Annotated in this window: 14 protein-coding genes; 6 read left to right on the top strand and 8 right to left on the bottom strand. The window is 72.1% G+C overall.

Annotation, left to right across the window (positions count from 1 at the left end; all coding sequences use genetic code 11):
- Positions 1 to 129: 129 nt before the first annotated feature.
- From OG589_RS31610 to OG589_RS31600, 3 genes are all read right to left on the bottom strand, one after another.
- On the bottom strand, positions 130 to 882 hold the full coding sequence (locus tag OG589_RS31610) for a class I SAM-dependent methyltransferase (protein ID WP_405141636.1): 753 nt from the start codon (positions 880 to 882) through the stop codon (positions 130 to 132).
- A 172-nt stretch (positions 883 to 1054) separates the two neighbouring features.
- Complete coding sequence (locus OG589_RS31605) at positions 1055 to 2137, bottom strand: ABC transporter substrate-binding protein (RefSeq protein ID WP_405141635.1); 1083 nt, start codon at positions 2135 to 2137, stop codon at positions 1055 to 1057.
- Between the two features lie 105 nt (positions 2138 to 2242).
- The gene (locus tag OG589_RS31600) at positions 2243 to 2464 is read right to left on the bottom strand and encodes a hypothetical protein (RefSeq protein WP_405141633.1); all 222 of its coding nucleotides are present in this window, start codon (positions 2462 to 2464) and stop codon (positions 2243 to 2245) included.
- A gap of 105 nt (positions 2465 to 2569) precedes the next feature.
- Between OG589_RS31600 and fdxA the strand changes: the two genes are divergently transcribed.
- The 3 genes from fdxA (at position 2570) to OG589_RS31585 (ending at position 4770) form a co-directional block, all read left to right on the top strand.
- Complete coding sequence (gene fdxA, locus OG589_RS31595; RefSeq protein ID WP_358550405.1) at positions 2570 to 2896, top strand: ferredoxin; 327 nt, start codon at positions 2570 to 2572, stop codon at positions 2894 to 2896.
- Positions 2897 to 3019: 123 nt separating this feature from the next.
- Entirely contained in the window at positions 3020 to 4099 is a 1080-nt protein-coding gene (dapC, locus tag OG589_RS31590; RefSeq protein ID WP_405141631.1) for a succinyldiaminopimelate transaminase, read from the top strand.
- 11 nt (positions 4100 to 4110) lie between these two features.
- The gene (locus OG589_RS31585) at positions 4111 to 4770 is read left to right on the top strand and encodes a DUF4178 domain-containing protein (protein ID WP_405141629.1); all 660 of its coding nucleotides are present in this window, start codon (positions 4111 to 4113) and stop codon (positions 4768 to 4770) included.
- Here OG589_RS31585 and OG589_RS31580 read toward each other — a convergent pair.
- The gene (locus OG589_RS31580) at positions 4767 to 5597 is read right to left on the bottom strand and encodes a hypothetical protein (protein WP_405141628.1); all 831 of its coding nucleotides are present in this window, start codon (positions 5595 to 5597) and stop codon (positions 4767 to 4769) included. The two genes, OG589_RS31585 and OG589_RS31580, sit on opposite strands and share 4 nt — an antisense overlap.
- Positions 5598 to 5653: 56 nt before the next feature.
- Here OG589_RS31580 and OG589_RS31575 point away from each other — a divergent pair, with 56 nt between their 5' ends.
- From OG589_RS31575 to OG589_RS31565, 3 genes are all read left to right on the top strand, one after another.
- On the top strand, positions 5654 to 6490 hold the full coding sequence (locus OG589_RS31575) for a 2,3,4,5-tetrahydropyridine-2,6-dicarboxylate N-succinyltransferase (RefSeq protein ID WP_405141627.1): 837 nt from the start codon (positions 5654 to 5656) through the stop codon (positions 6488 to 6490).
- A complete protein-coding gene (gene dapE, locus OG589_RS31570; RefSeq protein ID WP_405141625.1) occupies positions 6483 to 7562 on the top strand; it encodes a succinyl-diaminopimelate desuccinylase in 1080 nt (359 codons plus the stop codon). The genes OG589_RS31575 and dapE overlap by 8 nt, the downstream gene beginning before the upstream one ends.
- A gap of 258 nt (positions 7563 to 7820) precedes the next feature.
- Positions 7821 to 8609, top strand: coding sequence for a TIGR00730 family Rossman fold protein (locus OG589_RS31565; protein WP_405141623.1), 789 nt, complete (start codon positions 7821 to 7823; stop codon positions 8607 to 8609).
- Between the two features lie 72 nt (positions 8610 to 8681).
- Here the strand turns inward: OG589_RS31565 and OG589_RS31560 are convergent, their stop codons facing one another.
- The 4 genes from OG589_RS31560 to OG589_RS31545 form a co-directional block, all read right to left on the bottom strand.
- Positions 8682 to 9926, bottom strand: coding sequence for a cytochrome P450 (locus OG589_RS31560; RefSeq protein ID WP_405141621.1), 1245 nt, complete (start codon positions 9924 to 9926; stop codon positions 8682 to 8684).
- A gap of 70 nt (positions 9927 to 9996) precedes the next feature.
- Positions 9997 to 10965, bottom strand: coding sequence for a threonine/serine dehydratase (locus tag OG589_RS31555; protein ID WP_405141619.1), 969 nt, complete (start codon positions 10963 to 10965; stop codon positions 9997 to 9999).
- Positions 10962 to 19124 (bottom strand): amino acid adenylation domain-containing protein, encoded by an 8163-nt coding sequence (locus OG589_RS31550; protein WP_405141617.1) that lies wholly within the window; start codon positions 19122 to 19124, stop codon positions 10962 to 10964. Before OG589_RS31550 ends, OG589_RS31555 begins: the two co-directional genes overlap by 4 nt.
- Entirely contained in the window at positions 19121 to 23881 is a 4761-nt protein-coding gene (locus OG589_RS31545; RefSeq protein ID WP_405141616.1) for an amino acid adenylation domain-containing protein, read from the bottom strand. Before OG589_RS31545 ends, OG589_RS31550 begins: the two co-directional genes overlap by 4 nt.
- Positions 23882 to 23911: the final 30 nt, after the last annotated feature.

Below are 23911 nucleotides of genomic sequence, written 5' to 3'. Positions count from 1 at the left end.
GAATGCGGTCGCGTCACTCCACCGAAGCGGAGGCACGAGATCACTCAGGCAGAAGTTCATCCCGTTTCCTCTCCGGTGATTCCGTTGACCAGACCATAGTCTGGCAAATCGCTAGATCGTAGGCGGCGGTTAGGCCCGCACAGCGGCGAATCGCAGCCTCACGTAGTCGGCCACCCAGCCAGATTCGCGGCGCAGGGCGGGTGCCGCGAGCTCGTTGACCCTTCTCAGCAACGGCTCCACCGTCCCCGGCGGCACGCCGTCCAGCAGGGAGCCCGCGAACATGCGGACCCAGTCGGCGGCGCCGTTGGGGCATTCGTCGAGCGGCGTCGGCCGGTCGAAGTATTCGAGCAGCCGCACGGTGAACCCGCCCTTCTCCAGGCGGACGGCGTACTCGGCAGGGCTGGGGAAGTACCAGGGCAGCTCGGGCTCCGGCAGCCCGTACTCCCGCCAGGCCGTGAGCATCGCGGAGGTGAGCGCGGCGCAGTTGCCCGCGCCGCCCAGCTCGGCCACGAACCGGCCTCCCGGGGTCAGCGCCGTGCGCACGCAGCGGATCACCGCGTCGGGATCGCGGCCCATCCAGTGCAGCGCGGCGTTGGAGAACACCGCGTCGTACGGCTGCCCGACGCGGAAGTTGGCGCCGTCGCCGACCATGAAGTCCAGGCCCGGGTGGTGGGCGACCGCGACGTCGATCATCGCGGCGGAGCCGTCCATGCCGAGCACGGAGGTGCCCCTGGCGGCGATGTCGGCGGTGAGCACCCCGGTGCCGCAGCCCAGGTCGAGGATGCGCTCGCCCGGCTGGGGGTCCAGCAGTTCGATCAGCGGTGCCCCGTGCGCCGAGACGTAGCCGAACGAGCTGTCATAGGCGCGAGCGTTCCACCGCATCAAACTCGGCGTGTCGTATCGCAAGGCCATCAGCTCGCATTCTCAGACATCGCTTCCCGTGTCCGTAAGTACAGACACTTTAGAGCCTTGATGTCCTCGCGACACATCTGTCCGTGTGCTTCGCCCTTACTCTCCCGGCACAGGTATGGAGATGGGGGAGGAATGGCCAGGGTCAGCTCATCGCCTTGGACCAGTTGGCCTTCAGGTACGTCTTGGCCTCGTCCGCCTGCGGGATCGTGAGCAGGACCGGGGTGCCGGACACGGCGGGCAGCTTGGCCGCGGCCTGCTTGTCGAGCTTGCCCTTCATGTCCAGCGCCTCCATGCGCGCCGGGCGGGCGAATCCCTTGAGGAAGAGGTTCTGCACCGCGTCGCTGTAGAGGAACTCCTGCCAGAGCCGGGCGGCGGCGGGGTGCGGCGCCTTCTTGTTGATCGCCTGGACGTAGTACGACGCGAGCGTCGCGTTCGACGGGACCACGACCTTCCACGCGGGCTTGTCGTCTCCGGCGGTCTGGGCGGCCTTGGCGGCGTTCACGTAGTCCCAGTCGACCAGGGTGTTGGCCCGGGACGGGAGGCTGAAGCCGCCGGACTTCTTGAGCTTGGAGAAGAACTCGACGCCCCGCTGGGCCTCGGGCTTGCCCGAGTGGAGCGACGCCGCCATGACGCCGTTGAAGGCCGCCGCGGTCTGCAGCGGGTCGCCCGGCAGGGCCACGGCGTACCCGGGTTTGAGCAGGTCGGAGAAGCTCGCCGGGGCGCCCACCTTGCGAGGGTCGTACCCGATCGACATGTAGCCGCCGTATCCCGCGTACCAGTGACCCTTGAGGTCCTTGACGCCGTCGGGGATGTCCTGCCAGGCGGTCACCTTGTACGGGGCGAACCTCTGCGCGTTGGCGATCGCGACGTCCATGCCGAGGTCGAAGACGTCGGGGACCTTGTCGGGCGTCGAGCTCCTGGCGACGTCGATCTCGCGCTGGCTGCTCGCGCCGGGCTCGGCCACGTTGACCCGCAGTCCGTACTCGCCGGAGAAGCGGTCCATGATGGCGCCGTAGTTCACCCAGTCGCGGGGGACCCCGATGAGGTTCAGCGAGCCCTCTTTCCTCGCGGCCTCGACCAGCCGGTCCATCGAGCCGAACCCTTCGGCGAGACTGGCGGCCTTCGGGTTGACCGGAGGGAGCTTCTTTTCGTTGGTGGTCGCTGACGAGCACCCGGCCACGGCTGTGGCGAGGAGCGCTACTGCGGCTGCGGCACGTGAGGTCACGAGGTGAATACTCAACGTCACGCTCTCCCGCGTCGAGGAGGCACGCGGACGTTTGGGCCAGCATTGGGGTGCGGTTGAGGGCTTACTACGCGAAAAGGACCCGGCTCAGCGCTCGGGGACGATCTTCGCCGCGACGACCTTCTCCTCGGGGATGTCGACCAGCGTGCCGTCGCGCTTGCGGACCTTGAGGAACCCCTCGTGCCAGGCCTCGAGAACCCCGACCGTGTCGCGGAAACCCTCGGGCTCCCTGCGCCGCACCGTTACCCTGCTGCCGACATCGGACGGGGAGACGGAGACGAGCAGCCTTCCGCCAAAGTGCGATGTCACCAGCTTTCCCCCCCTCCCGTTTCAGACATGTGGCCAGCACGGCAATACTAGGTCTAGCAACCCGCGGTCGAGTCGTGCGAAGGCGCGGAGAAGAAGGAGCCCGAGGTGACCTACGTCATCGCGCAGCCTTGCGTGGATGTCCTGGACAAGGCGTGCATCGAAGAGTGCCCCGTCGATTGCATCTACGAGGGCAACCGCATGCTCTACATCCACCCAGACGAGTGTGTGGACTGCGGCGCGTGCGAGCCCGTCTGCCCGGTCGAGGCGATCTTCTATGAGGACGACACGCCCGACCAGTGGAAGGACTTCTACAAGGCGAATGTGGAGTTCTTCGACGAGCTGGGCTCGCCCGGCGGAGCGTCCAAGGTAGGGAAGATCGCCAAGGATCACCCGATCGTGGCCGCCCTTCCGCCGCAGGCAGAGGAGCACTGACCTTCGGCCCGTCCGTGGTCATGAGGTGCCGCCGGGTACCGTGACCATCAGGTCGCGGTACCGCCGGTGACATGCCCGGCCGCCGACATCCATGATCGCGTCTGACTTCTGGGGGTTGTTTCGGTGATCGGGCTGCCTGACTTTCCGTGGGACCGTCTGGTGCCCTTCAAGGAACGGGCGCTCGCCCATCCCGGTGGCATCGTCGACCTCTCGGTCGGCACCCCCGTCGACTCGGTGCCCGCCGTGGCGCGGGAGGCCCTCGCGGGCGCGGCCGACAGTCCCGGATATCCCCTGACCCACGGCACCGAGCGGCTCCGCCGCGCCGCCGCCGGCTGGCTCGCCCGCCGCCACGGCGTCACGGTCGACCCCGCAGACGTCCTGCCGACCATTGGCTCCAAGGAGCTCGTCGCCTGGCTGCCCACCCTGCTCGGCGTGGGGGCCGGCGACCGCGTGGTGATCCCCGCCCTGGCGTACCCCACCTACGACGTCGGCGCCCGCATCGCCGGGGCGGCGCCGTACGCCACCGACGGCCTGCTGGGCCTCGGCCCCGAGCGCGTGCCGCTGGTCTGGGTGAACTCCCCCTCCAACCCCACGGGCCGCGTGCTGCCCGCCGAGCACCTGCGCAAGGTCGTCGCCTGGGCGCGCGAGCGGGGGGCCGTCGTGGCCTCCGACGAGTGCTACATCGAGCTCGGCTGGGAGGAACGGCCGATCTCGATCCTGCACCCCGACGTCTGCGGCGGCTCGCATGAGGGCCTGCTCGCGGTGCACTCGCTGTCCAAGAGGTCCAACCTCGCCGGCTACCGCGCGGCGTTCGTCGCGGGTGATCCCGCGCTCGTGCGACGGCTGCTGGAGGTGCGCAAGCACGCCGGCATGATCATGCCCGCGCCGGTCCAGGCCGCCATGGCCGCCGCCCTGGACGACGACGAGCACGCCGACGCGCAGCGCGAGCTGTACGCCGCGCGGCGCGCCCTGCTGAGGCCCGCGCTCGAAAAGGCCGGATGGCGCGTCGAGCACTCCACCGCGGGGCTGTATTTGTGGGCGACCGACGACCGTAACTGCTGGGAGCAGGTCCAGGCGCTGGCCGAAATCGGCATTTTGGTCGCGCCGGGCGACTTTTACGGACAGGCAGGTTCCTCGCATATCCGGATCGCCATGACGGCAACTGACGAACGGGTCAATGCGGCGGTGCTCCGCCTCCAGTAGGATCCCGCGGCATGACCGTTGCGGTCGTGCTCGCAGTGAGCGCAGCCATCTTCGTCGTGGTGCTGGGCGCTTTTCTCGGTACGCGACGGCCCGAGAAGACGGCTCGGCCGGCTCCCAGACCCCCTGAGCCGGCGTCCGAGCCGAGTTCGTCACACCCGGCGCTGGCCCGCCCGGTCGTCCTGGACCCCGACTACCTCGATCCAAGGACGATCAAGGTCGGGGACACCATCGACCGCCAGGGCGCGCGGTCGCGCGTCCTCGGCGCCCTGCACCTGTCGTGGCAGGGCGACCAGTGGATCGAGTACCTCCTCGAAGAGGGGGTGCGCCACTACCAGTGGCTGTCGGTCGAGGAGCGCGAAGGGGCGACCCCGGACGACCCGCCGCACCTTGAGGTCTACCTGTGGACGCCGGTCCCGACCCAGGGCATGGTGCCCGCGAAGAGCATGCTGATCATGGAGAACGTCGAGTTCTACCCGATCGACCGGGGGACCGCCGCCTTCCGCTCCGAGGGCACCACCGGCTATCCCGAGCGGGGCCTGGTGGACTTCGCCGACTACCGCGCCGCCGACGGGCGGCTGCTGAGCTTCGACCGCGTGCAGGGCCAGGCATGGACCGCCGCCTACGCGCAGCCGCTCTCGCCCGGCTCGATCAACGTCGAGCGCATGCTCTAGGCGATCTCGACCTTGCCCTCGGAGGACTTGGCGTCGGTCAGCCAGCCGTCATGGCCGGACGCGGACTTCCACGCGACGCCGGCGTAGCGCACCTGGTGCAGGCCGTACTTCTGGGCGTGGGCGACGGACCAGGCGGCGATCAACCAGCCCCTGCGCTGCGTCGCCGCGCTGATCTGGTTGCCGACGCTGGAGGTGTCGCCGAGGGCCCTGCTGAGCTCCTTGCGCGCCTTGGCGGGCTGGGAGGGCACGGGCTTGTCGGCGGGCGGGTACCAGCAGTGGACGGCCTTCGGGACGCGCCCGGTGAACGCGCCCGCGAGGATCTTGGCGTCCACCTCGTGCTGGGCGTACGCCGAGCCGTCGGCGGAGCGCTGCACGGCCTGGGCGGCCTCGTGCAGCGGCAGCTTCTGGTAGTGCTTGACCTTGACCAGCGCCGAGAAGAACTTGCGCGTCGCGTACACAGGGTCCTGGAGCTGCTCGACGGTGCCCCAGCCCTGCGAGGGGCGCTGCTGGAACACCCCCACGGAGTCGCGGTCGCCGAAGGGGAGGTTCAGCAGCTTGGACTCCTGGATCGCCGTGACGTAGGCGATCTCCACGGCCCGCTCGGGCAGCTTGAGGCGGGTGGCGACCGCGGCGATCGTGGCCGCGACCTGCGCCTGCTCGATCTCGAGGTCGAGCGTGCCCACCGTGGTCTTCACCTCGCAGTGCTCGCCCAGAGCGAACGGCTTCGCGCGGTTGAGCAGGTGATAAATCCCGAAAAATATGGCTACGCCGAGCACGAGGACGATGCCCGTAATCGTCAGAACCGCTCGTGAGAATCGCCGTGCCACGCACAAGAACCTACCGGCCCAGCCGTGGTCCCCGTGCGGGACTAAGCTTCCCTTGCATGAGCGAGACCTTCGAAAGCCCCTTGCCGGCCACTGTGGACGAGTTGTGGGAGCGCCGCGCCGAGCTGTCGCCCGATGACGCGGAAGCGCGTGGCGTGATCGTCGGTGCCGTGGACATGCTCGACACCGGAAAGGCCAGGGTCGCCTTCGTCGACCACTCCTCCGGCGACGTGATCGTGGACGAGCGGGCCAAGCGCGCCATCCTGCTCAGTTTCAGGGTTCTCGGCATGGTCAGGAGCCAGGTCGGGGACTTCCACCACAACGACCGCATCCCGCTGAAGACGTCCCTGGAGGGCGTCCGCGTGGTGCCGGGCGCCATCGCCCGCTGGGGGTCCTACCTTGCCTCGGGCGTCGTCCTGATGCCGTCCTTCACCAACATCGGGGCGTATGTCGACAGTGGCACGATGGTGGACACCTGGGCCACGGTCGGCTCCTGCGCCCAGATCGGCAGGAACGTCCACCTGTCGGGCGGTGTCGGCATCGGCGGCGTCCTGGAGCCCCCGAACGCCGTCCCTGTCATCGTCGAGGACGAGGCGCTGATCGGCAGCCGCTCGATGATCGTCGAGGGCGCGCGGGTCGGCAAGGGCGCCGTGGTGGGCGCCGGCACGATCCTGACCTCGTCCATGCCCGTCATCGACGTCCAGACCGGCGAGGAGATCAGCCGGGGCCACGTCCCCGACTGGTGCGTCGCGGTCGGCGGCACGCGCCCCAAGGAGTTCCCCGGCGGCACCTTCGGGCTCCCGTGCGTCCTGGTGCTCAAGCGCCTGGAGGCCGGTCAGCGCCACGACAAGGCCGAGCTCAACGACGTCCTGCGCCAGCACGGCCTCAATGCCTGAGACGGCGCCGCTCGACCTCACCGGTGACGTGCGGGCGCTGACGGCGGCGCTCGTCGACATCGAGTCGGTCAGCGGCGGCGAGAAGGCCCTGGCCGACGCCGTCGAGGCGGCCCTCGCGCCGCTGCCGCACCTCACCGTCGTCCGCGACGGTGAGGCCGTCGTGGCGCGCACGCGGCTCGGGCGTTCCGAGCGGGTGGTCATCGCGGGCCACCTCGACACCGTGCCGCTCGCCGGGAACCTCCCCTCGCGCGTCGAGGGCGACCTGCTGTACGGCTGCGGCACCACCGACATGAAGAGCGGCGTCGCCGTGGCGCTCAAGCTGGCCGCCGGGGTGCCGAGCCCCGCCAGGGATGTCACGTACGTCTTCTACGACTGCGAGGAGATCGAGGCCGAGCGCAACGGGCTGGCCCGGCTCGGCCGCACCCGTCCCGAGCTGCTCGCGGGCGACTTCGCCGTGCTCATGGAGCCCACGGGCGGCGAGATCGAGGGCGGCTGCCAGGGCACCCTGCGGGCGCAGGTCGTCACCGAGGGCAGGCGGGCCCACAGCGCCCGCTCCTGGTACGGAGTCAACGCCATCCACGCCGTGGCGCCCATCCTGGCCCGCCTGAACGCCTACGAGGCGCGCGAGCCGGTCGTGGACGGCCTCGCCTACCACGAGGGGCTGAACGCCGTCGGCATCGCCGGAGGGGTCGCGGGCAACGTCATCCCCGACGAGTGCGTGGTGACGGTCAACTACCGCTTCGCCCCCGACCGCTCGCTCGAACAGGCGCGGGCCCACGTGCGCGAGGTGTTCGACGGGTACGCCGTGCGGTTCACCGACGGCGCGTCCGCCGCGCGCCCAGGGCTGACCCATCCCGTGGCCGCCGCGTTCGCCCGGGCCATCGGCGGCACTCCCCGGGCGAAGCTCGGCTGGACCGACGTCTCGCTCTTCTCCGACCTCGGCGTCCCGGCCGTGAACTACGGCCCCGGCGACCCGAATGTGGCGCACCAGCAGGGCGAGTACGTCTCGCTGGCCCAGATCGCCGAATGCGAGCGCAGGATGCTCGCCTGGCTCGGCGCCCCGGCGTCCTGACCGCGCGGGTTCCCGCCCCTGGCCTCGCCGAGCGGGGCCGTACGGGTGTCCGGACAAAAGAAAGTGGCTTTCCTCGCCGGCCATTTGGCGGGGAAAGCCACTTTCAGTCCCGAGCAGCACCCTCGGCTCTTAGACGCAGCCTCGCGAAGAAACGGTTCCGCTGCTCCGAGCAGATTTTTCAAGATTCTTTGGGACTCGTGTGAGACCTCCCCATCCGATGCGGCTTACGCGCTCGCGCGGGCGGTTAGCGTGATTCGCATGAACAAAGCACCTCGCGAGGAACGCCGTCAGGGACCGTCTCTGGTCCGGGGGAAGTTCCTCCCCGACACCACCTATGACGAGAGACTCCTCGACCACCGCGGATCCACCGAGTGGCTGCACATGGACCCCTGGCGGGTGCTGCGCATCCAGGCCGAGTTCGTGGAGGGCTTCGGGCAGCTCGCCGAGCTGCCGCCCGCCGTCACCGTGTTCGGGTCCGCGCGCACTCCCGTCGACAGCCCCGACTACGCGCTGGGCGAGCAGGTCGGCAAGGCCCTGGCCGGGGCGGGGTACGCCGTCATCACCGGCGGCGGGCCCGGATGCATGGAGGCGGCCAACAAGGGGGCGCGCCAGGCCGGCGGCGTCTCGGTGGGGCTCGGCATCGAACTGCCCTTCGAGCAGAAGCTGAACGACTACGTGGACCTCGGCATAGAGTTCCGCTACTTCTTCGTCCGCAAGACCATGTTCGTGAAATATTCGCAGGCCTTCGTGGTCATGCCCGGCGGCTTCGGGACTCTCGACGAGCTCTTCGAAGCCATCACGCTCGTCCAGACGGGGAAGATCACCCTGTTCCCGATCGTCCTCATGGGGACAGAGTTCTGGAAGCCGCTCGTCGACTGGATCAAAGACACCCTGCTGGTCAGAGGCATGATCTCGGAGGATGATCCGAAGCTGTTTCACCTCACGGACGATCCGGACGAGGCCGTCCGCCACATCGTGGCCAGCCATCAGCAGGCGGCCGTCGAATCCCGTGTCCGAGCCGCCACCGCAGAGGCCGAGGCAACGTGACTCCACGGTCGGCTTGGCCCCCGGCAGCGGCTGGAGGAGGCCGCCGCCGGGTATCCGAGCGGGTCTAGGAGGTCAGGTGGCGGCCGCCTGGCCGAGAAGGACGGGTAGCTCGCGGTGTCCGTTGGACATGAAGGACTCAAGGGGACGAAGTTGGTCCACTGGACTGGCGAGAGCGAGGCCGGGGAAGCGGTCGAACAGCGCGGGCAGGGCGATCTCCGCTTCCAGGCGGGCCAGGGGCGCTCCGAGGCAGAAGTGGGTGCCGTGCCCGAACGATAGATGACGGTGCCGGGTGGGACGCTGGATGTCGAACTGGTCCGCGTCCTGGCCGTGCAGGTCAGGGTCCTGGCCGGCGGCGGCGTAGCCGATCACTATGGCATCACCAGCGTGGAACACCAGCCCACTGGCTGTGTCGTTGATGTCTTCCACGGCGAAGCGCATGATCAGGTTGGCGACCGGTGCCTCCTTGCGGAGGGTCTCGTCTATCACGTCGTCCCAGGTGGCTTGGCCGGTGCGGACCAGGGCGAGCTGGTCGGGGTGGCTGAGCAGGTTCACGATGGCGTGGTCCAGGAGGTTGACCGTCGTCTCGTGCCCGGCGCCGATGAACAGGAGAAGCGTGTCGAGGACTTCCTGTTCGGACAAGTTCGAGCCGTCCCGGTCTTCGGGGGCTGCGATCAGGGCGCTGGTGAGGTCGTCGCCGGGAGCCTGACGCTTGGCGGCGATGAGGTCGGCGAGCATCATGTAGATCTCGCGGGCGTTGGCCGCGGCCTGTTCCTCGGTGAGGTTGGTGGCGAACAGGCCGCCGACGGTGCGGCGGAACCCGTCGTGTGCCTGTTCGGGGACGCCGAACAGTTCACTGATGACCAGCAGGGGCAGCAGATAGGCGAACTGAGCGCGCAGGTCGACGGCGCTGTCGGCAGGGGAGGCGGCGAGTCGCGCGAGGAGATCGTCGGTGATCTTCTCGATCGTCGGCTTCAGCGCGGCGGTCCGGCGGGGGGTGAAGGCGGCGGACAGCAGGCGGCGTAGCCGGGTGTGCTCGTCGCCGTAGGCGGTGAGCGCGCTGCGGACCTCCACCCAGGGGCGCAGTGGCCAGTTCTCCGGTATCTCACCGTTGATGAAGGCCGGCCAGTGCTGGTGGGCGTCCTTGGACACTCGGGGGTCGCTGAGCAGTCTTTTGATCAGGGCGGGATCGGTTACCGCCCACGCCACCACTGCACCAGGAAGTTCCACCGGCGTCGCGGGGCCCTGGGCGCGGAGGAGCCGGGCTTCGGCGTGGATGTCCTTGCCGGTGGGGTCTAAACGGTGGGGGCAGGTGTCCATGAGTCTCCAGACATCGTGACAGGTGGGAAGGTGCCGGGCAGTGTGGACCGACCGCTTGGCGGCGGGTGGGTCAGTACGTGGACGAGCCCCGGCTGAGCGAGAGCTCCTTGATGTCGCCGGCATCGGGAGAGACTGCCGCGTTGCCGCCGGAGAGGATGGCCACCACGGGCCCGGCCGGCAGCGTGGGCCCGTGGGCGAGATAGGCCGCGGTGGCCACCGCGCCGCTGGGCTCCGCGTGTTCCCCCAGTTCCCGCCGCAGAAGTCCGACGGCGACCTCGATGCCGTCCTCGCTGACGGTCACCATGTCGTCCACGTACCGGAGGATGTGCTCCCAGGCCAGGGCGCCCAGGACCGGGGCGCGCAGACCGTCGGCACGGGTGCGGTAGGTCTCCTCCACCCGCCACGCCGTGCGCCGGCCGGAGCGGAAGCTGGCCCGGCCGTCGGCGGCCAGCTCGGGCTCGACGCCGATCACCCTGATCGCCGGATCGACGGCCTTGGCCGCGACCGCGACGCCGGCCAGCAGGCCGCCGTTGCAGACCGGTACAAGGATCGTGCCGACGCGGGGCAGATCCTGGCCGATCTCGGTCCCGGCGCTGCCGTGCCCGGCGATGATGTCGAAATCGTCGGACCGGACCACGGTGGCCCCGAGCCGGTCGGCCAGGGCCAGGCAGGTGATCTCCCGCAGGGCCGGCGGCGTGATCACCACCTCGGCGCCCAGCGCGCGGGCGGCGGACACCTTCAGCTCCGGCGCCGTGTCGGGCAGCACCACGGTCGCCCGCAGGCCCAGCCTGTCGGCGGCGTACGCGATGGCTTGGGCGTGGTTGCCGGAGGACTGGGCGATGACGTGCCCGACGCCCCGCTCGGCCAGCCGTCCCACGGCGTTCAATGCACCGCGCACCTTGAACGAGCGGGTGGGCTGCCGGTTCTCGGGTTTGACCCAGAGCCGTTCGCCGGGCAGGCGAAGCAGCGGCGTGCGCCCCACGAACGGCGAGATCCGGGCTGTCGCGGCGGTGACGTCGGCTTCCGTGACCAGGCTCATCCCTTCAGCACCTCCGCCTGGATCGCGTCGAGGTCGGCCTCGGCCTCGGGCGGCGGCGCGGCGTCGGGGATCTGGTCCTCCAGGTGGTGCAGTGGGCGGTGACGCAGCCCCAGCACGCCCCAGATCGACAGGAGAACGCCGCTGGCCAGCAGCACCGCCGCCGCACCCCGGCCCGGGCCGGAGACGTACAGCTGGGCCCAGTCGGCGAGCGGTCCCGCGGCCAGGAAGCCCAGCGGCTGCATGGCCGTGGCCAGCATGACGTTGACGGCCAGGACCCGGCCCTGCAGCTCGGGCCCCACCTTCACCTGGATGATGGACAGCCAGTGCGCGTTGCCGATGCTCATGCAGGCCAGCCGGATGAACAGGCCGGCCGCGATCAGCCACACCGCAGGCCACGCGCCCATCAGCACCACGCCGATCCCGGACCCGACCACGAAGCCGATCATGCCGGTGGCCCGGCGCCGGGTCCCGCCCCACACCAGCACCGCCCCGGTGCCCACGGCCGCGCCGAGGCCGCCGACCGCGGTCACCGTCCCCAGGGCGGCCGGGGAGCCGATGGCCAGCACAACCGGGGTGATGAGCACCCACATCACGGCGGTGCAGAAGTTGACCACCGCGAAGTAGAGCGCCATCACGAGCAGTGGCCGGCGCCGCCGGAGGAACCGCCAGCCGCCGGTCACCGCGGCCCGGAACGTCTCCTCCTGCCGGTGGAACAGCCGGTTGGGGAACCGGACCGCCAGCAGGGTCGCCACCCCGATGGCGAACGAGGCCACGTCGAGGGTCACCACCGCGGTCAGCCCGAACATGCCGATCAACGCGCCGCCGGCGAGCGGCGCCACCACGGTGCCGACGCCGAAACCCAGGTTGGCCACGGCGTTGGCCTGCGTCAGGTACGGCTTGGGAACCAGTTGCGCGATCGCGGCCAGGTAGGCGGGTTGCTGGAAGGCGGTGACCAGCGAGGTGACGCCGACGATCAGGCACACGTTCCACAACGCCAGCCGGCCGGTGCTCAGCAGCAGGACCAGCGCCACCATGACCAGCCCGGATATCGCGTCGCAGGCCAGCATGATCCGGCGCCGGTCCACCCGGTCGGCCAGCGCGCCGCCCAGCGGGGTGAGCAGCACGGTCGGGATCTGGGACAGCATCACGACCAGGGCCAGGTCCAGAATGCGGCCGCTGTTCTGGTAGGCCCAGACGCCGAGGGCGAAGGAGCTCAGCGCCGTGCCCACCGCCGAGGCGAACTGCCCGCCCGCGACGGTGAAGAACGGGCGCAGGCCGGTCCGGCCGGGCGGGCGCACCGGGTCGGGCAGCTGTCCGGACGCCCAGCGCCGCAGGTGCCCGATCAGCAGGTCGGCCAGCGGCTCGGCCTGGTGCCGCAGGAAGTAGTGGCCTGCCCGGGGCAGTACGGCAAGCTCCGCCCTGGGTGCGAAGGCCCCCCATTCGGCGTACCGCTCCTGGTGCAGCTCGGTGGCCCGGTCCCGTTCCCCGACGACGCACAGGACGGGGGCGCGCAGCAGCGGTCCCTTACCGGCCAGCTCGCGGCTGAACCAGTCCCGCGCCTGGTCGGCGTCGTGACGCATCGCGCCCACCGCGGCCCGTTTGGCGGCCTCGTCCATGTCGTCCAGCAGCCCGCCGGTGGCCCGCAGCGCGTCCCTGAACATCTGGTCGGAGACCCAGCGGTCACCGCGGAACAGCCGCCGGGCCAGGCCGGGCAGCCGGGCACTGGGGAAGCCGGCGGCAGCGATCACGCCCAGGACGGGGATCCCGTCCGCCTCCAGCCTGCGCGCCAGGGCCACAGCGGGCGCGGAACCCACGCAGTGACCGTAGATCGCGATCGGGCCGGACGCGGTCGCGGCCACCTCGGCGGCCAGGATCTCCACCAGCTCCTCCATCGGCAGCGGCAGCTCGTCCGGCCGGGCCGGATCGTGGCCGGGCAGCTCCACGGAGAGCACCTCCACCCGCTCGCCCAGGGCCCAGGCCAGCGGTTGGTACACCGCCGCCGACCCGCCGCCGTACGGCACACACACCAGGGTGAACTCGCTGGTGCGGCCACCGCCCAGGCGGTGCAGCAGCCCACCGCCGTCCTTCCGCTCCAGGAACGCGGCCAGCCCGGCGACGGTGGGCCGGGTGAACAGGTCGATCACCCGCAGGCCGTGGCCGATCTCCTTGACCGCGCGTACCGCGGCGAAGGAGTCCCCGCCGAGGGCGAAGAAGTCGTCGTTCGCCCCGACCTCGGCCACGCCGAGCACCTTGGCCCACGCCTGGGCGACCAGCTCCTCGCCGGCCGTGGCCGGCGGCACGAACACGGTGGCCTCCGGCTGAGGCTCGGGCAGTGCGGCCCGGTCCACCTTCCCGTTCGGGTTGAGCGGGATTCGGTCGAGCACGACGAGCTGAGCCGGGACCATGTAGTCGGGCAGCCGCTCCCGCAGCGCGGACCGGACCGCCGACGTGTCCACGGTGGCGGGTGTCACCCAGGCGGCGAGCTGCCGGGCCTTCCCCTCTCCCACCGGCAGCACCACGGCGTCGGCGATCTGCGGCAGGGCGCGCAACGCGGTGGTCACCTCGCCCAGTTCGACCCGGTAGCCGCGAACCTTCACCTGATCGTCGACCCGGCCGCGGAACTCGACCCGCCCGTCGGCCATGACCCGTAGCAGGTCCCCGCTGCGGTAGCAGCGCCCCTGCCCGGTCAGCGGATCGGGCACGAACCGTTCCGCGGTCAGCTCGGGCAGGCCGATGTAGCCGCGGGTGACCCCCGGGCCGCCGACCACCAGCTCACCGGGCACGCCGGCCGGCACCGGCCGCAGGTGCGCGTCCACCAGGTGCCCGTGAACCCCCGCCAGGGGCCGGCCCAGCGGCACGATCCCCGTCCGGTGCTCGGCCGGGATCTCCTCGGTGTCGCAGACCAGGCAGATCATGGTGGACTCGGTGTGCCCGTAGTGGCTCTGGATCCGCAGTCCCGGCCGCGCGGCCCTGGCCCGCTCCACCAGGTCCCACGGGCACGCCTCCCCGGCAAGGATCAGCAGCCTTTCCGGCAGCACCGCGGCCAGGTCGCCACCGGAGGCCAGCAGCTCCAGATGGCTGGGCACGCACTTGACCACGTCGATGCGGTGCGCCTCCAGATAGCCGGCGAACGCGTCGGGATCCATCGCGGTCTCGCGGGGCACCAGGTGCACCGTCCCGCCCGTGGTCAGGGCGCCGAACACGCAGGTGAGCCCGAAGTCGGCGGCGGGAGTGGACACCACCGCGTACGACCCGCCGGGCACGCCGATCCGCGGGAGCATCCCGGTCAGGTAGCTCGTCACGCTGCGGTGCTCGGCGGCCACGGCCTTGGGCGTGCCGGTGGATCCGGAGGTGAAGATCACATGGTGCAGGTGTTCGGGCCGCACGTCCACATCCGGCCGGGCCGGCGACAGGGACGGCAGCCGGTCCAGCGCCAGCGCCCGGCGGTCCGGTCCGATCCGGTCCAGGAATTCGGCCGTGGTGACCACGGCCCGCACCCCGGCGGCGTCGAGCATGGCGGCGATCCTCGCGTCCGGGTATCCCGGATCCATGGGCAGGTAGCCGCCGCCCGACTTCTGGATCCCGAACAGGGCGCACGCCAGGTCGGCCCCCGGTTCCAGAAGCACGCCGACGGGCTCGTCGGCGCGCACCCCGGCGGCCAGCAGCCAGTGGGCGATCCGGTTGGCGGCCGCCTCCAGCTCGGCGTAGGTCAGGCTGCGGTCCGCGCCCACCACGGCCGGCGCGTCGGGGACGGCGTCCACCCAGCGCTCGATCAGCCGGTGCACCGCGGCGTCCTCCGCCGACGGCAGCGGCTCACCGGCCAGGACCGGGTCGGTCACCGGCTCCAGCGGCACCGCGCCCACGGGCGCGTCCAGGTCGGCCAGCATTCCGTCCAGCAGGGTCAGGTACCACCGGGTGAACCGGGACGCGGTGGCCGCCTCGAACAGGTCCGTGCGGTAGCCCAGCTCGCCGCGCAGCGGCCGTCCGGGCCCGCTGTCGACCACCTGCCAGTTCAGGTCGAACTTCGCCGTCTGCTCGGGCAGGCGGATCTCGGCCACTTCCAGGCCGGGTAAGTCAGGCCGGCCCGCGTCGGAGACGTAGTTCAGCATCACCTGGAACAGCGGGGTGGCGGCCAGGTTCCGGTCCGGCCGCAGCCGGTCCACCACCCGGTCGAACGGCGCGCTCGCGTGGGCGATGGCGCCCAGCGCGGCCTCCCTGACCCGGGCCAGCAGCTCGTGGCCGGTCGGGTCGCCGACCACGTCGGTCCGTACCACCACCGTGTTGAGGAAGCAGCCCACCACGCCCTCGGTGTCGGGGTGGTCCCGGCCCGCGACCGGCACGCCGACCGCGATGTCGGTGCCGGCGGCCAGCCGCGCCAGCAGGGCCTGCAGGCCCGCCAGCAGCACGATGAACGGCGTCGCCCGGTAGGCGGTGGCCACCGCCCGGACCCGCTCGCTCAGCTCCGCCGGCAGCTCCAGGTCCACTGAGGCGCCGCCCGGGTCGGCCACCGCGGGACGCGACCGGTCGGAGGGCAGGTCCAGCACCGGCGGCAGGCCGTTGAGCCGCTCGGCCCACCAGTCCAGCTCTTCCAGGTCGGGGACCGGGGCCACCTCGGCGTACTGGGCCTGCGGCGGCTCCAGCGGCGGACGCAGGCCCAGCCGGGCGGCGTACAGCGCGGACAGCTCGGACAGCAGCAGTCCACGGGTCCAGGCGTCGGTGGCGATGTGGTGGAAGGTGAGCGAGAGCACATGCTCCTCGTCGCCGACCGTGAGCAGCACCGCCCTCATCGGCGGCTCCCGGTCCAGCGCGAACGGCGTGGCCAGATGCGCGGCCACCGCGTCCTCGACCTGTGACCGGTCGATGTCCACCGTGGACACCGGTACGTCTCCGGCCGGTCGTACCACCGAAACCGGCTCGTCGCCGGAGTCGTCGATCACGCTGCGCAGCACGTGGTGCCGCTCGGCCAGGTCGCGCACCGCGCCCAGCAACGCCTCCACCTGGAGCGGCCCGTGCAGCCGCAGCGCCACCGGCACGTTGTACGCCGTGCTCTCCGGCTCAAGCTGCGCCAGGAACCACAGCCGGGCCTGCACCCCGGACAGCGGGGTGGGCCCGTCCGCCCGCTCCCGCCGCGCCCCGGCCGCCGAACCCGGACGGGGGAGCGCGGCGGCCAGGTCGGCGAGCACCGGATGCTCGAACAGCAGCCGCACAGGGACCGGCGCGCCCAGCCGGTCACGCAGCCGGCCGACCACCCGGGTGGCGGCGAAGGAGTGCCCGCCCAGGGCGAAGAAGTCGTCGTCCGCCCACGCCCGCGGCAGGTCCAGCACCTCGGCCCAGATCTCGGCGACCAGGTGCTCCCGCGGCGTGCCCGGCGGCACCCGCACCGCCGGTCCGGCCTCGGGGACCGGCAGCGCCGCCCGGTCCACCTTGCCGTTCGGGGTGAGCGGCAACGCGTCCAGAGTGCCGATCGCGGACGGCACCATGTAGTCGGGCAGCCGCTCACGCAGGGCGGTCCGTACCTGCGCGACGTCCACCGTGGACGGCGTCACCCAGGCGGCCAGGCGCCGGGTGGCCCCGTTGCCGACGGGCTGCACGTAGGCCTCCGCCACCTGCGGAAGGGCCCGGAGCGCCGCGGTGACCTCACCGAGCTCCACCCGGAACCCGCGCACCTTCACCTGGTCGTCGATCCGGCCGAGGAACTCCACCAGCCCGGCCGGGGTCATCCGCACACGGTCACCGGTGCGGTACCAGCCGCCGGCGAACCGCTGCGCGGTCAGGTCGGGCCGGCCCAGATAGCCCCGGGCCACGCTGGGCCCGCCGATCCACAGCTCTCCTGGCACGCCGGCCGGCAGCGGACGCCCGGCGGGGTCCACCACCCGGCACCGCACGTTGGGCAGCGGCCAGCCGAGCGGCACCACTCCGGGCGCCACCTCGTTCACGTCGCAGCCCAGCACGGAAACCGTGGTCTCGGTGGGCCCGTAGTGGATCTGCACCCGCAGGTCAGGCCGCGCCGCCCGCACCCGCTCCACCAGATCGCCCGGTACGGCCTCACCGGCCAGGATCAGCAGCTCCTTGGGCAGGGCGTCCATGCCCAGCAGCTCCAGCTGGCTGGGCACCATCTTGACCGCGTCCACCGGATGCGCGGCCATGTAGGCGGCGTACGCGGCCGGGTCGGTGGCCGTCTCGTGGTCGATCAGGTGCAGGGTGGCGCCCCAGGTCAGCGCGCACAGCACGTTGGTCAGGCCCAGGTCGGCCGCGGCGGTGGACACCAGGGCGAAGGACGTCATCCCGGCGGGGATCCGTTCGCCCACCGCGCCCAGGTAGTGAGTGATGTGCCGGTGCTCGACCGCGACCCCCTTGGGCTCCCCGGTGGAGCCGGAGGTGTAGATCACGTACGCCAGGTGGTCGGGTGGCACGGTCACGTCCGGGCGGTCCCCGGACTCGCCCGCGGCGGCGGCGACCTCGGCCTCGGTGAGCACGATCCGGGCGCCGGCGTCGGCGAGAACGGCCTCGGTCCGCCGCGCCGGGTAGACGGGATCCAGCGGCAGGTACGCCGCACCGGCCTTGAGCACCCCGAGCAGGGCGATCACGAGTTCAGGCCGCCGCTCCAGCAGCACCCCGACCGGCTCCTGAGGCCGCACCCCGCGGGCCAGCAGCCAGTGCGCCACCTGGTTGGCCCGCCGGTCCAGCTCGGCGTAGCTGAGCGAACCGACCGCGGTCGCGTGGGGGCGGGCGTCGGCCACCCGCTCGACGAGCGCGTGCAGCGGCACGTCCGTCCGCAGGTCCCTGGCCGGGCCGTGAAGGTCGGGCCCGGCGGGCAGCCGGACCGGCGCGTCGGGCTCTGTGAGCATCCCGTCCAGCAGCGCCAGGTACCAGTCCACCAGCCGCCGGACGGTGGCCTCCTCGAACAGGTCGGTCCGGTAGCGCAGCTCACCGGCGAACCGGCTCCCGTCGCCGCCGAGCGTCAGGTTCAGGTCGAACTTCGCCGTCGGCGACGGCAGCGGTTCGGCCCGCATCTCGACCCCGGGCAGGCCCACCTGCGGGCCGGCGTCGTACACGTTCAGCATCACCTGGAACAGCGGGGTGACCGACAGGTTCCGCTCCGGTCGCAGCCGCTCCACGATCCGCTCGAACGGCGTACGGGCGCGGGCGAACGCGTCCAGCGCGGCCGTACGGGCCCTGGCCAGCAGTTCGGCGCCGGTGGGGTCGCCGGAGGTGTCGGCGCGCAGCACGAGGGTGTTGATGAAGCAGCCCACCACCCCTTCGGCATCCGGGTGGTGCCGGCCGGCGTGCGGTACCCCGACGGCGATGTCGTCGCTGCCGGACAGGTGGGACAGCAGCGCCTGCAGGCCGGCCAGGAACACCATGAACGGCGTGGCGCCCGCCACCGCGCGCACCTTGGCGGACAGGGCCTCGGGCACCTCCACCCCGATCGAGCCCCCGTGCCAGGTGGGGACGGCAGGGCGGGGCCGGTCGGAGGGCAGGTCCAGCACCGGCGGCAGGCCGTCCAGGTTCTGGGTCCACCACTCCAGGTCGGTCTCGGGCTGCTCGGCCTCCCATGCCGCCACGTCGGCGTACTGCAGGGCGGGCGGTTCCGGCTGCGGCGCCAGGCCGAGCCGGGCGGCGTACAGGGCCGAGAGATCCTGGAGCAGCAGTCGTTCCGACCAGGCGTCGGTGGCGATGTGGTGCAGTGTCAGCGCGAGGACGTACTCGTCCCCGCCGAGCCGGAACAGCGTGGCCCGCATGGGCGGCTCGGCGTCCAGCCGGAACGGGCGCCAGGACTGCTCGGCCAGCTCTTGCTCCAGCGCCTCGGGCTCCACGTCCACCACGGAGACGGGCACGCCGTCGGCCGGCCGAACCCTCGCGCCGTCGACGACGCCGCGCAGGATCCAGTGCCGGTCGGCCAGGTCGGCCACCGCGGCGGTGAGGGCGGCGACGTCCACCGGCCCGGTCAGCCGCAGCGCGAGCGGCACGTTGTAGGCGGGGGTGTCCGGTTCCAGCTGGCCCAGGAACCACAGCCGTTCCTGGGCCGGGGACAGCGGCATGTCCACCGCGGACAGCGCTGGAATGCCCCCCGTCGCGAAGGTCTCCGCCGCGGCCCGGGCGGCCGCGAACCGGGACCGGACCAATTCGGCGATCCGGTCCTGAGTAACCTCGGTCATGCGTCGTTCCCGTCTGTCAGTTCCGCGACCAGCAGCCTCTCCAGCCCTGCGGCGAAGTCGGCCAGCACTGGTCGTTCGAAGAGCAGCCGCACCGGAACGGCCAGACCCAGCGCCTCCCGGATCCGGCCGGCCACGCGGGTCGCGGCGAAGGAGTGCCCTCCCAGGGCGAAGAAGTCGTCGTCGGCCCACACGGCGGAGCGCTCCAGCACGGCGCCCCAGATGGTGGCCACCAGGCGCTCGGAATCGGTGCGGGGGGCCGTCCGTTCGGCCTCCGGCGCGTCGACCGGTTCGGGCAGGGCCGCGCGGTCGACCTTGCCGCTGGACAGGACCGGCAGGGTCGGCAACGCGACCCACCGCCTGGGCACCATGTGGCCGGGCAACCGCGACCGGAGATGCCGCTCCACGGCGGCCACGTCCGTCGTCTCCGGCACGACGTAACCGACCAGATGCGCCTGGGCGTCCGAGCCGGCCACGGTCACCGCCCCCTGGGACACCTCGTGCAGCACCGCCTCGATCTCGCCCAGCTCGATCCGGTATCCGCGTACCTTCACCTGGTGGTCCCTGCGGCCGTGGAACTCCAGCGTCCCGTCCGGCCGCCACCTGACCAGGTCTCCGGTCCGGTAACACCGGCCGCCGGGGACGAACGGGTCGTCGATGAACGCGGCCGCGGTCAGGCCGGGCCGGCCCCGGTAGCCCCGGGTCACCCCGGCGCCGCCCAGCAGCAGCTCGCCGACCGCTCCCGGAGGCACCAGGCGCAGCTCGGAGTCGACCACATAGGCCCGCTCCCCCGGCATCGGCAGCCCGATCGGCACCTGGCCCGTCTCCTTCGCACCCAGCCTGTGCTGGATCGAAGCGACGGTGGCCTCGGTGGGACCGTAGGTGTTCCACAGCTCGCCGACCCGCGGCAGAATCTCCCCGGCGAGGGCCGGATCCAGGGCTTCCCCCCCGGAGATGGCCAGCAGGCCCGGCTGTCCGGCCCAGCCCGCGGCCAGCAGCATCCGGTACGTGGTGGGCACCAGGTCGATCACCGTCGCTTCGCCGGCCGCGATCACATCGGCCAGCGCGTGGCCGTCCACGGCCGTGGCCCGGTCCACCACCACGCAGGTGCCGCCGACGCTCAAGGGGACCCACAGCTCCGAAGCGGAGGTGTCGAAGGTCAGGGGCGCCACGGCCGGTTGGACATCCTGCGGCCCCAGTCGCAGCTCGGTCGCCAGCCCGGAGACGTAGGCCACCAGATTGCCGTGGGTGACCTCGACGCCCTTGGGCGCCCCGGTGGAGCCGGAGGTGTAGAGGACGTACGCCAGGTCGTCGGTTTCCACCTGCGGCAGCTCCACCGGTTCGCCGGGGAGGGCCACCAGGTGGTCCAGGTCCAGGGCGGGCAGGCCCGGAACGGTCACGCCGCCCCGGGTGAGCACCACCCGCACCCCGGCGTCCCGGGTGAGCCGGCGCAGGTGCTCGACCGGATGCTCCGGGTCGAGCGGAACGTACGCGGCGCCGGCCCGCCACACCGCCAGCAGCACCGCGGGCAGGAGATGGTCCCGCGGCAGGCAGACCCCGACCACCTCGCCCGGCGCCACCCCCTGCCGCACCAGCGCGGCCGCCGCCCGGCCGGACCACTCCTCCAGCTCCGCGTAGCCGAGGCGGGCGCCGTCCGGGCCGACCACCGCCGTCCCGGCCGTGTGCGCTCCCAGCGCCTTCGGCACCGTCTCTGGAAACTCCGGCAGCCGCGGCCCAGCCGCGGCGGCAAGCAGGGCCGCGCGTTCGACTGGGGTGACCAGCTCGAACGCGGACAGCTGCCGGTCTGGGTCAGCCAGCCCGCACCGCAGCAGCTCCGTCAGCCGGTCCAGGTACACCTCGGCCCGCGCCGGATCGAGGTGGGCGACGCCGTACTCCAGGTGCAACTCGGCGCCGTCCGCGGTTCGGTTGACCAGCACGCTGAGCTCGTGGCCCGAGGCTCCCGATCCCAGGTCGGTGAGCAGTTCCAGATCGCCCTGGCGCACCGGCACCTCGGCGTGCTGCATGGCCAGCAGCACCGGGGCCCGAGGCAGGTCGGCAGGCGGGATCTCCTGGTGTACCAGCGCCCGCGTGGTGGCCTCGGCGGCCTGCCGGACCAGGGCCCGGAAGCTCAGCGCGCCTGTGGGCCGCAGCCGCACCGGCACGGTGTCCACCAGCGGGCCGATGATCCCGGTCAGCTCCGGGCCGGCCCGCCGTGCCGCGACCACCCCGACCAGCGTGTCGGGCTCGCCGCAGGCCAGGGCCAGACCGGCCAGGTACACCGCGAACGGGGTGACGCCGCACTCCCGGGCCAACGCCGCCACACCGGTCACGAACTGGCCGGGCAGCGGCCGGACCACCTTGCTCGTCGTCAGGTCCGCGGGCGCCGGGCCCGCCGCCGGCGCGCCGGCCAGCTCGGCCCGCCAGAACTCCCGCAGCCGCTCCAGATCCTGCGGCTCCCGCTCGCGCACGGCCACGTCGCCGACCTGGACCGCCGGCCCGGTGACCGGCTCGCCGGCCAGCTCGGCGGCCAGCTCGCCCATCAACACCCCGACCGAGCCGCCGTCGAAGGCTATGTGGTCCACGACCACCACCAGCTCGGCCTCCGCGTCGCCCAGCCGGCACAGATGGGCCCGCAGCAGCGGCACCTCGCCCGTCACGTCGAACACGTGCGCCGCCGCGGCCATCGCCACCGTCCGCGGGTCCTCTCCCGCGGCGTGTTCGACGAATGGCACGGGGGCCGGCGGGTGTACCACGGCGTACGGCACGCCGTCCTCGTCGACGGCGACCGTGCTGCGCAGCACCTCGTGCCGGCGTACGACCGCGTCCAGGGCCGATCTGAGGGGCGCGGCGTCGGGCAGGTCGCGCACGCGCAGCCGGATCCCCAGCGTGGTGACCGGGTTGTCCGGGTGGAGTTGCTTCAGTGTCCAGAACTCGCGCTGCATGTGGGTGAGCGGATGCCGGGTCCGGCCGCTCTGCCGGATCGGCTCCGATCCGGCCTGGCGTAGCCGGGTGGCCAGGCCGGCCGCGGTGGGGGCGGTCAGGAAGGCCGCCAGTGGCACGGTGTGCCCCAGCCGGCGGGACAGCTCGGTGACCACCCTGGCCGCGGCCAGGGAATGCCCGCCAAGGTCGGTGAATCGATCGTGTACGCCGACCTGCGGCAGGCCCAGCACGTCGGCGATCACCTCAGCCGCAAGGCGTTCGTCGTCGGTGCGAGGCGCGACCGGTGCCGTGTCGGCCGACCGGAAGGCGCCGAGCTTGGGCAGGGCCGCACGGTCCACCTTGCCGTTGGGGGCGAGCGGAAGGTCCTCGACCACGCCGATCCGGGCCGGCACCAGGTGATCGGGCAATCGGGCGCGCAGCCAGTCCCGCAGCTCCGGCTCGCTCACTCCGGATGCCGCCACGTGGCCGGCCAGATAGGCGATCCCGTCGTCGTCGCTCGCGGGCAGCACGACGGCCCGGCGTACCGCGGGATGGCGGCCCAGCGCGGCCTCCACCTCACCGAGCTCCACCCGGTAGCCACGGATCTTGACCTGGTCGTCGGCGCGGCCGGCGTAGCGCAGTTCGCCGTTGACCCGGCGGACCAGGTCCCCGCTGCGGTAGACCCGGCCGCCGTCCGGTTCGGTGTGGAACGCCGGAGACTCCCGCCCCAGGTAGCCGCGGGTCACCCCCGGCCCGCCGATCCACAGCTCGCCCAGCTCTCCGTCCGGTACGGGGTTCCCCGTCGCATCGCGTACCGAAAGCACCGCGCCGGCCATCGGTTCGCCCAGGGGAGGATCACCCTCGTGGTCTCGGGCCACCTCGAAGGCGGCGCACGTGGTGGTGCACTCGGTCGGGCCGTACAGGTTCAGCACCCGGCGGACCCCGGGGTTGGCGTAGATCCGCCGCACTAGGGCGCCGGTCAGCGGCTCTCCGCCGGAGAACACCGCGCGCACCCCACTCGGCAGCGGCTCGCGCAGCAACACCGACAGCGCGGAGGGGACCCCGTTGATGGTGGTCACCTCCTCTCTGGCGGGCAGCGTCGGCAGCGCCAGCAGGTTGTCGGCGAGGATCGCCGTCCCACCGGCGACCAGCGGCACGAAGAGCTGGGTGATCGACGCGTCGAAACAGACCGAGGAGGAAGCCAGCATTCCGCTGAGCTCCTCGGCGGAGTACGCCGAGGCCTCCCAGCGCAGCAGGTTCAGGGTGTTGCGGTGTTCCACCACCACGCCCTTGGGCGTTCCGGTGGAGCCGGAGGTGTAGATGACGTACGCCGCGTCGCTCGGATCTCCGGCCACATAGGGCGCCCCGTCGCCCGGCGCCACGTCGTCGACGAGGATGGTCTCGGCCCCGGTCAGGACGGCGGTCCCGCGCAGCGCGCCCGAGGTGATCACCGCGGAGAAGGCGGAGTCCTCGGCCATGAACCGCAGCCGCTCGGCCGGGTAGGCGGGGTCCAGCGGCACATAGGCCGCTCCCGCCTTCCACACCCCCACCAGCGCGGGCACCAGCCACTCATCGCGATCCAGGCAGACTCCGACCAGGTGGCCGCGTCCGACGCCCTTCGCGGCCAGGGCGCCTGCGACGTCGTCGGCTCTGCGGTCCAGATCGGCGTAGGTGAGTCGGCTGGTACCCGCCACGACGGCGATGCGGTCCGGAGTACGCCGACTCTGGAGCGCTATCGCCTCGTGGACGCGACCTGGCAGGCCGGAGTTGTCGGTCGCCGTTGCGGTCTCCCCCTGCCACGCCGCCGTCCGCCATTCGACGCGTGTCACATCAACGGTCACTTCGTCCTCTTTCCCACCAAGATCGCGTAG

This window comes from Sphaerisporangium sp. NBC_01403, assembly GCF_045040145.1.
GTDB classification, from domain to species: Bacteria; Actinomycetota; Actinomycetes; order Streptosporangiales; family Streptosporangiaceae; genus Sphaerisporangium; species Sphaerisporangium viridialbum.
Note: the sequence above shows the minus strand (reverse complement) of the source record. Positions and strands in the feature narration are given on the sequence as shown.

Excerpts from the sequence above, each read along its gene's own strand:
- OG589_RS31610 (WP_405141636.1), bottom strand. The coding sequence starts at position 882 with ATGCGGTGGAACGCTCGCGCCTATGACAGCTCGTTCGGCTACGTCTCG.
- OG589_RS31585 (WP_405141629.1), top strand. The coding sequence starts at position 4,111 with ATGACCGTTGCGGTCGTGCTCGCAGTGAGCGCAGCCATCTTCGTCGTG.
- OG589_RS31575 (WP_405141627.1), top strand. The coding sequence starts at position 5,654 with ATGAGCGAGACCTTCGAAAGCCCCTTGCCGGCCACTGTGGACGAGTTG.
- dapE (WP_405141625.1), top strand. The coding sequence starts at position 6,483 with ATGCCTGAGACGGCGCCGCTCGACCTCACCGGTGACGTGCGGGCGCTG.
- OG589_RS31565 (WP_405141623.1), top strand. The coding sequence starts at position 7,821 with ATGAACAAAGCACCTCGCGAGGAACGCCGTCAGGGACCGTCTCTGGTC.
- OG589_RS31560 (WP_405141621.1), bottom strand. The coding sequence starts at position 9,926 with ATGGACACCTGCCCCCACCGTTTAGACCCCACCGGCAAGGACATCCAC.
- OG589_RS31555 (WP_405141619.1), bottom strand. The coding sequence starts at position 10,965 with ATGAGCCTGGTCACGGAAGCCGACGTCACCGCCGCGACAGCCCGGATC.
- OG589_RS31550 (WP_405141617.1), bottom strand. The coding sequence starts at position 19,124 with ATGACCGAGGTTACTCAGGACCGGATCGCCGAATTGGTCCGGTCCCGG.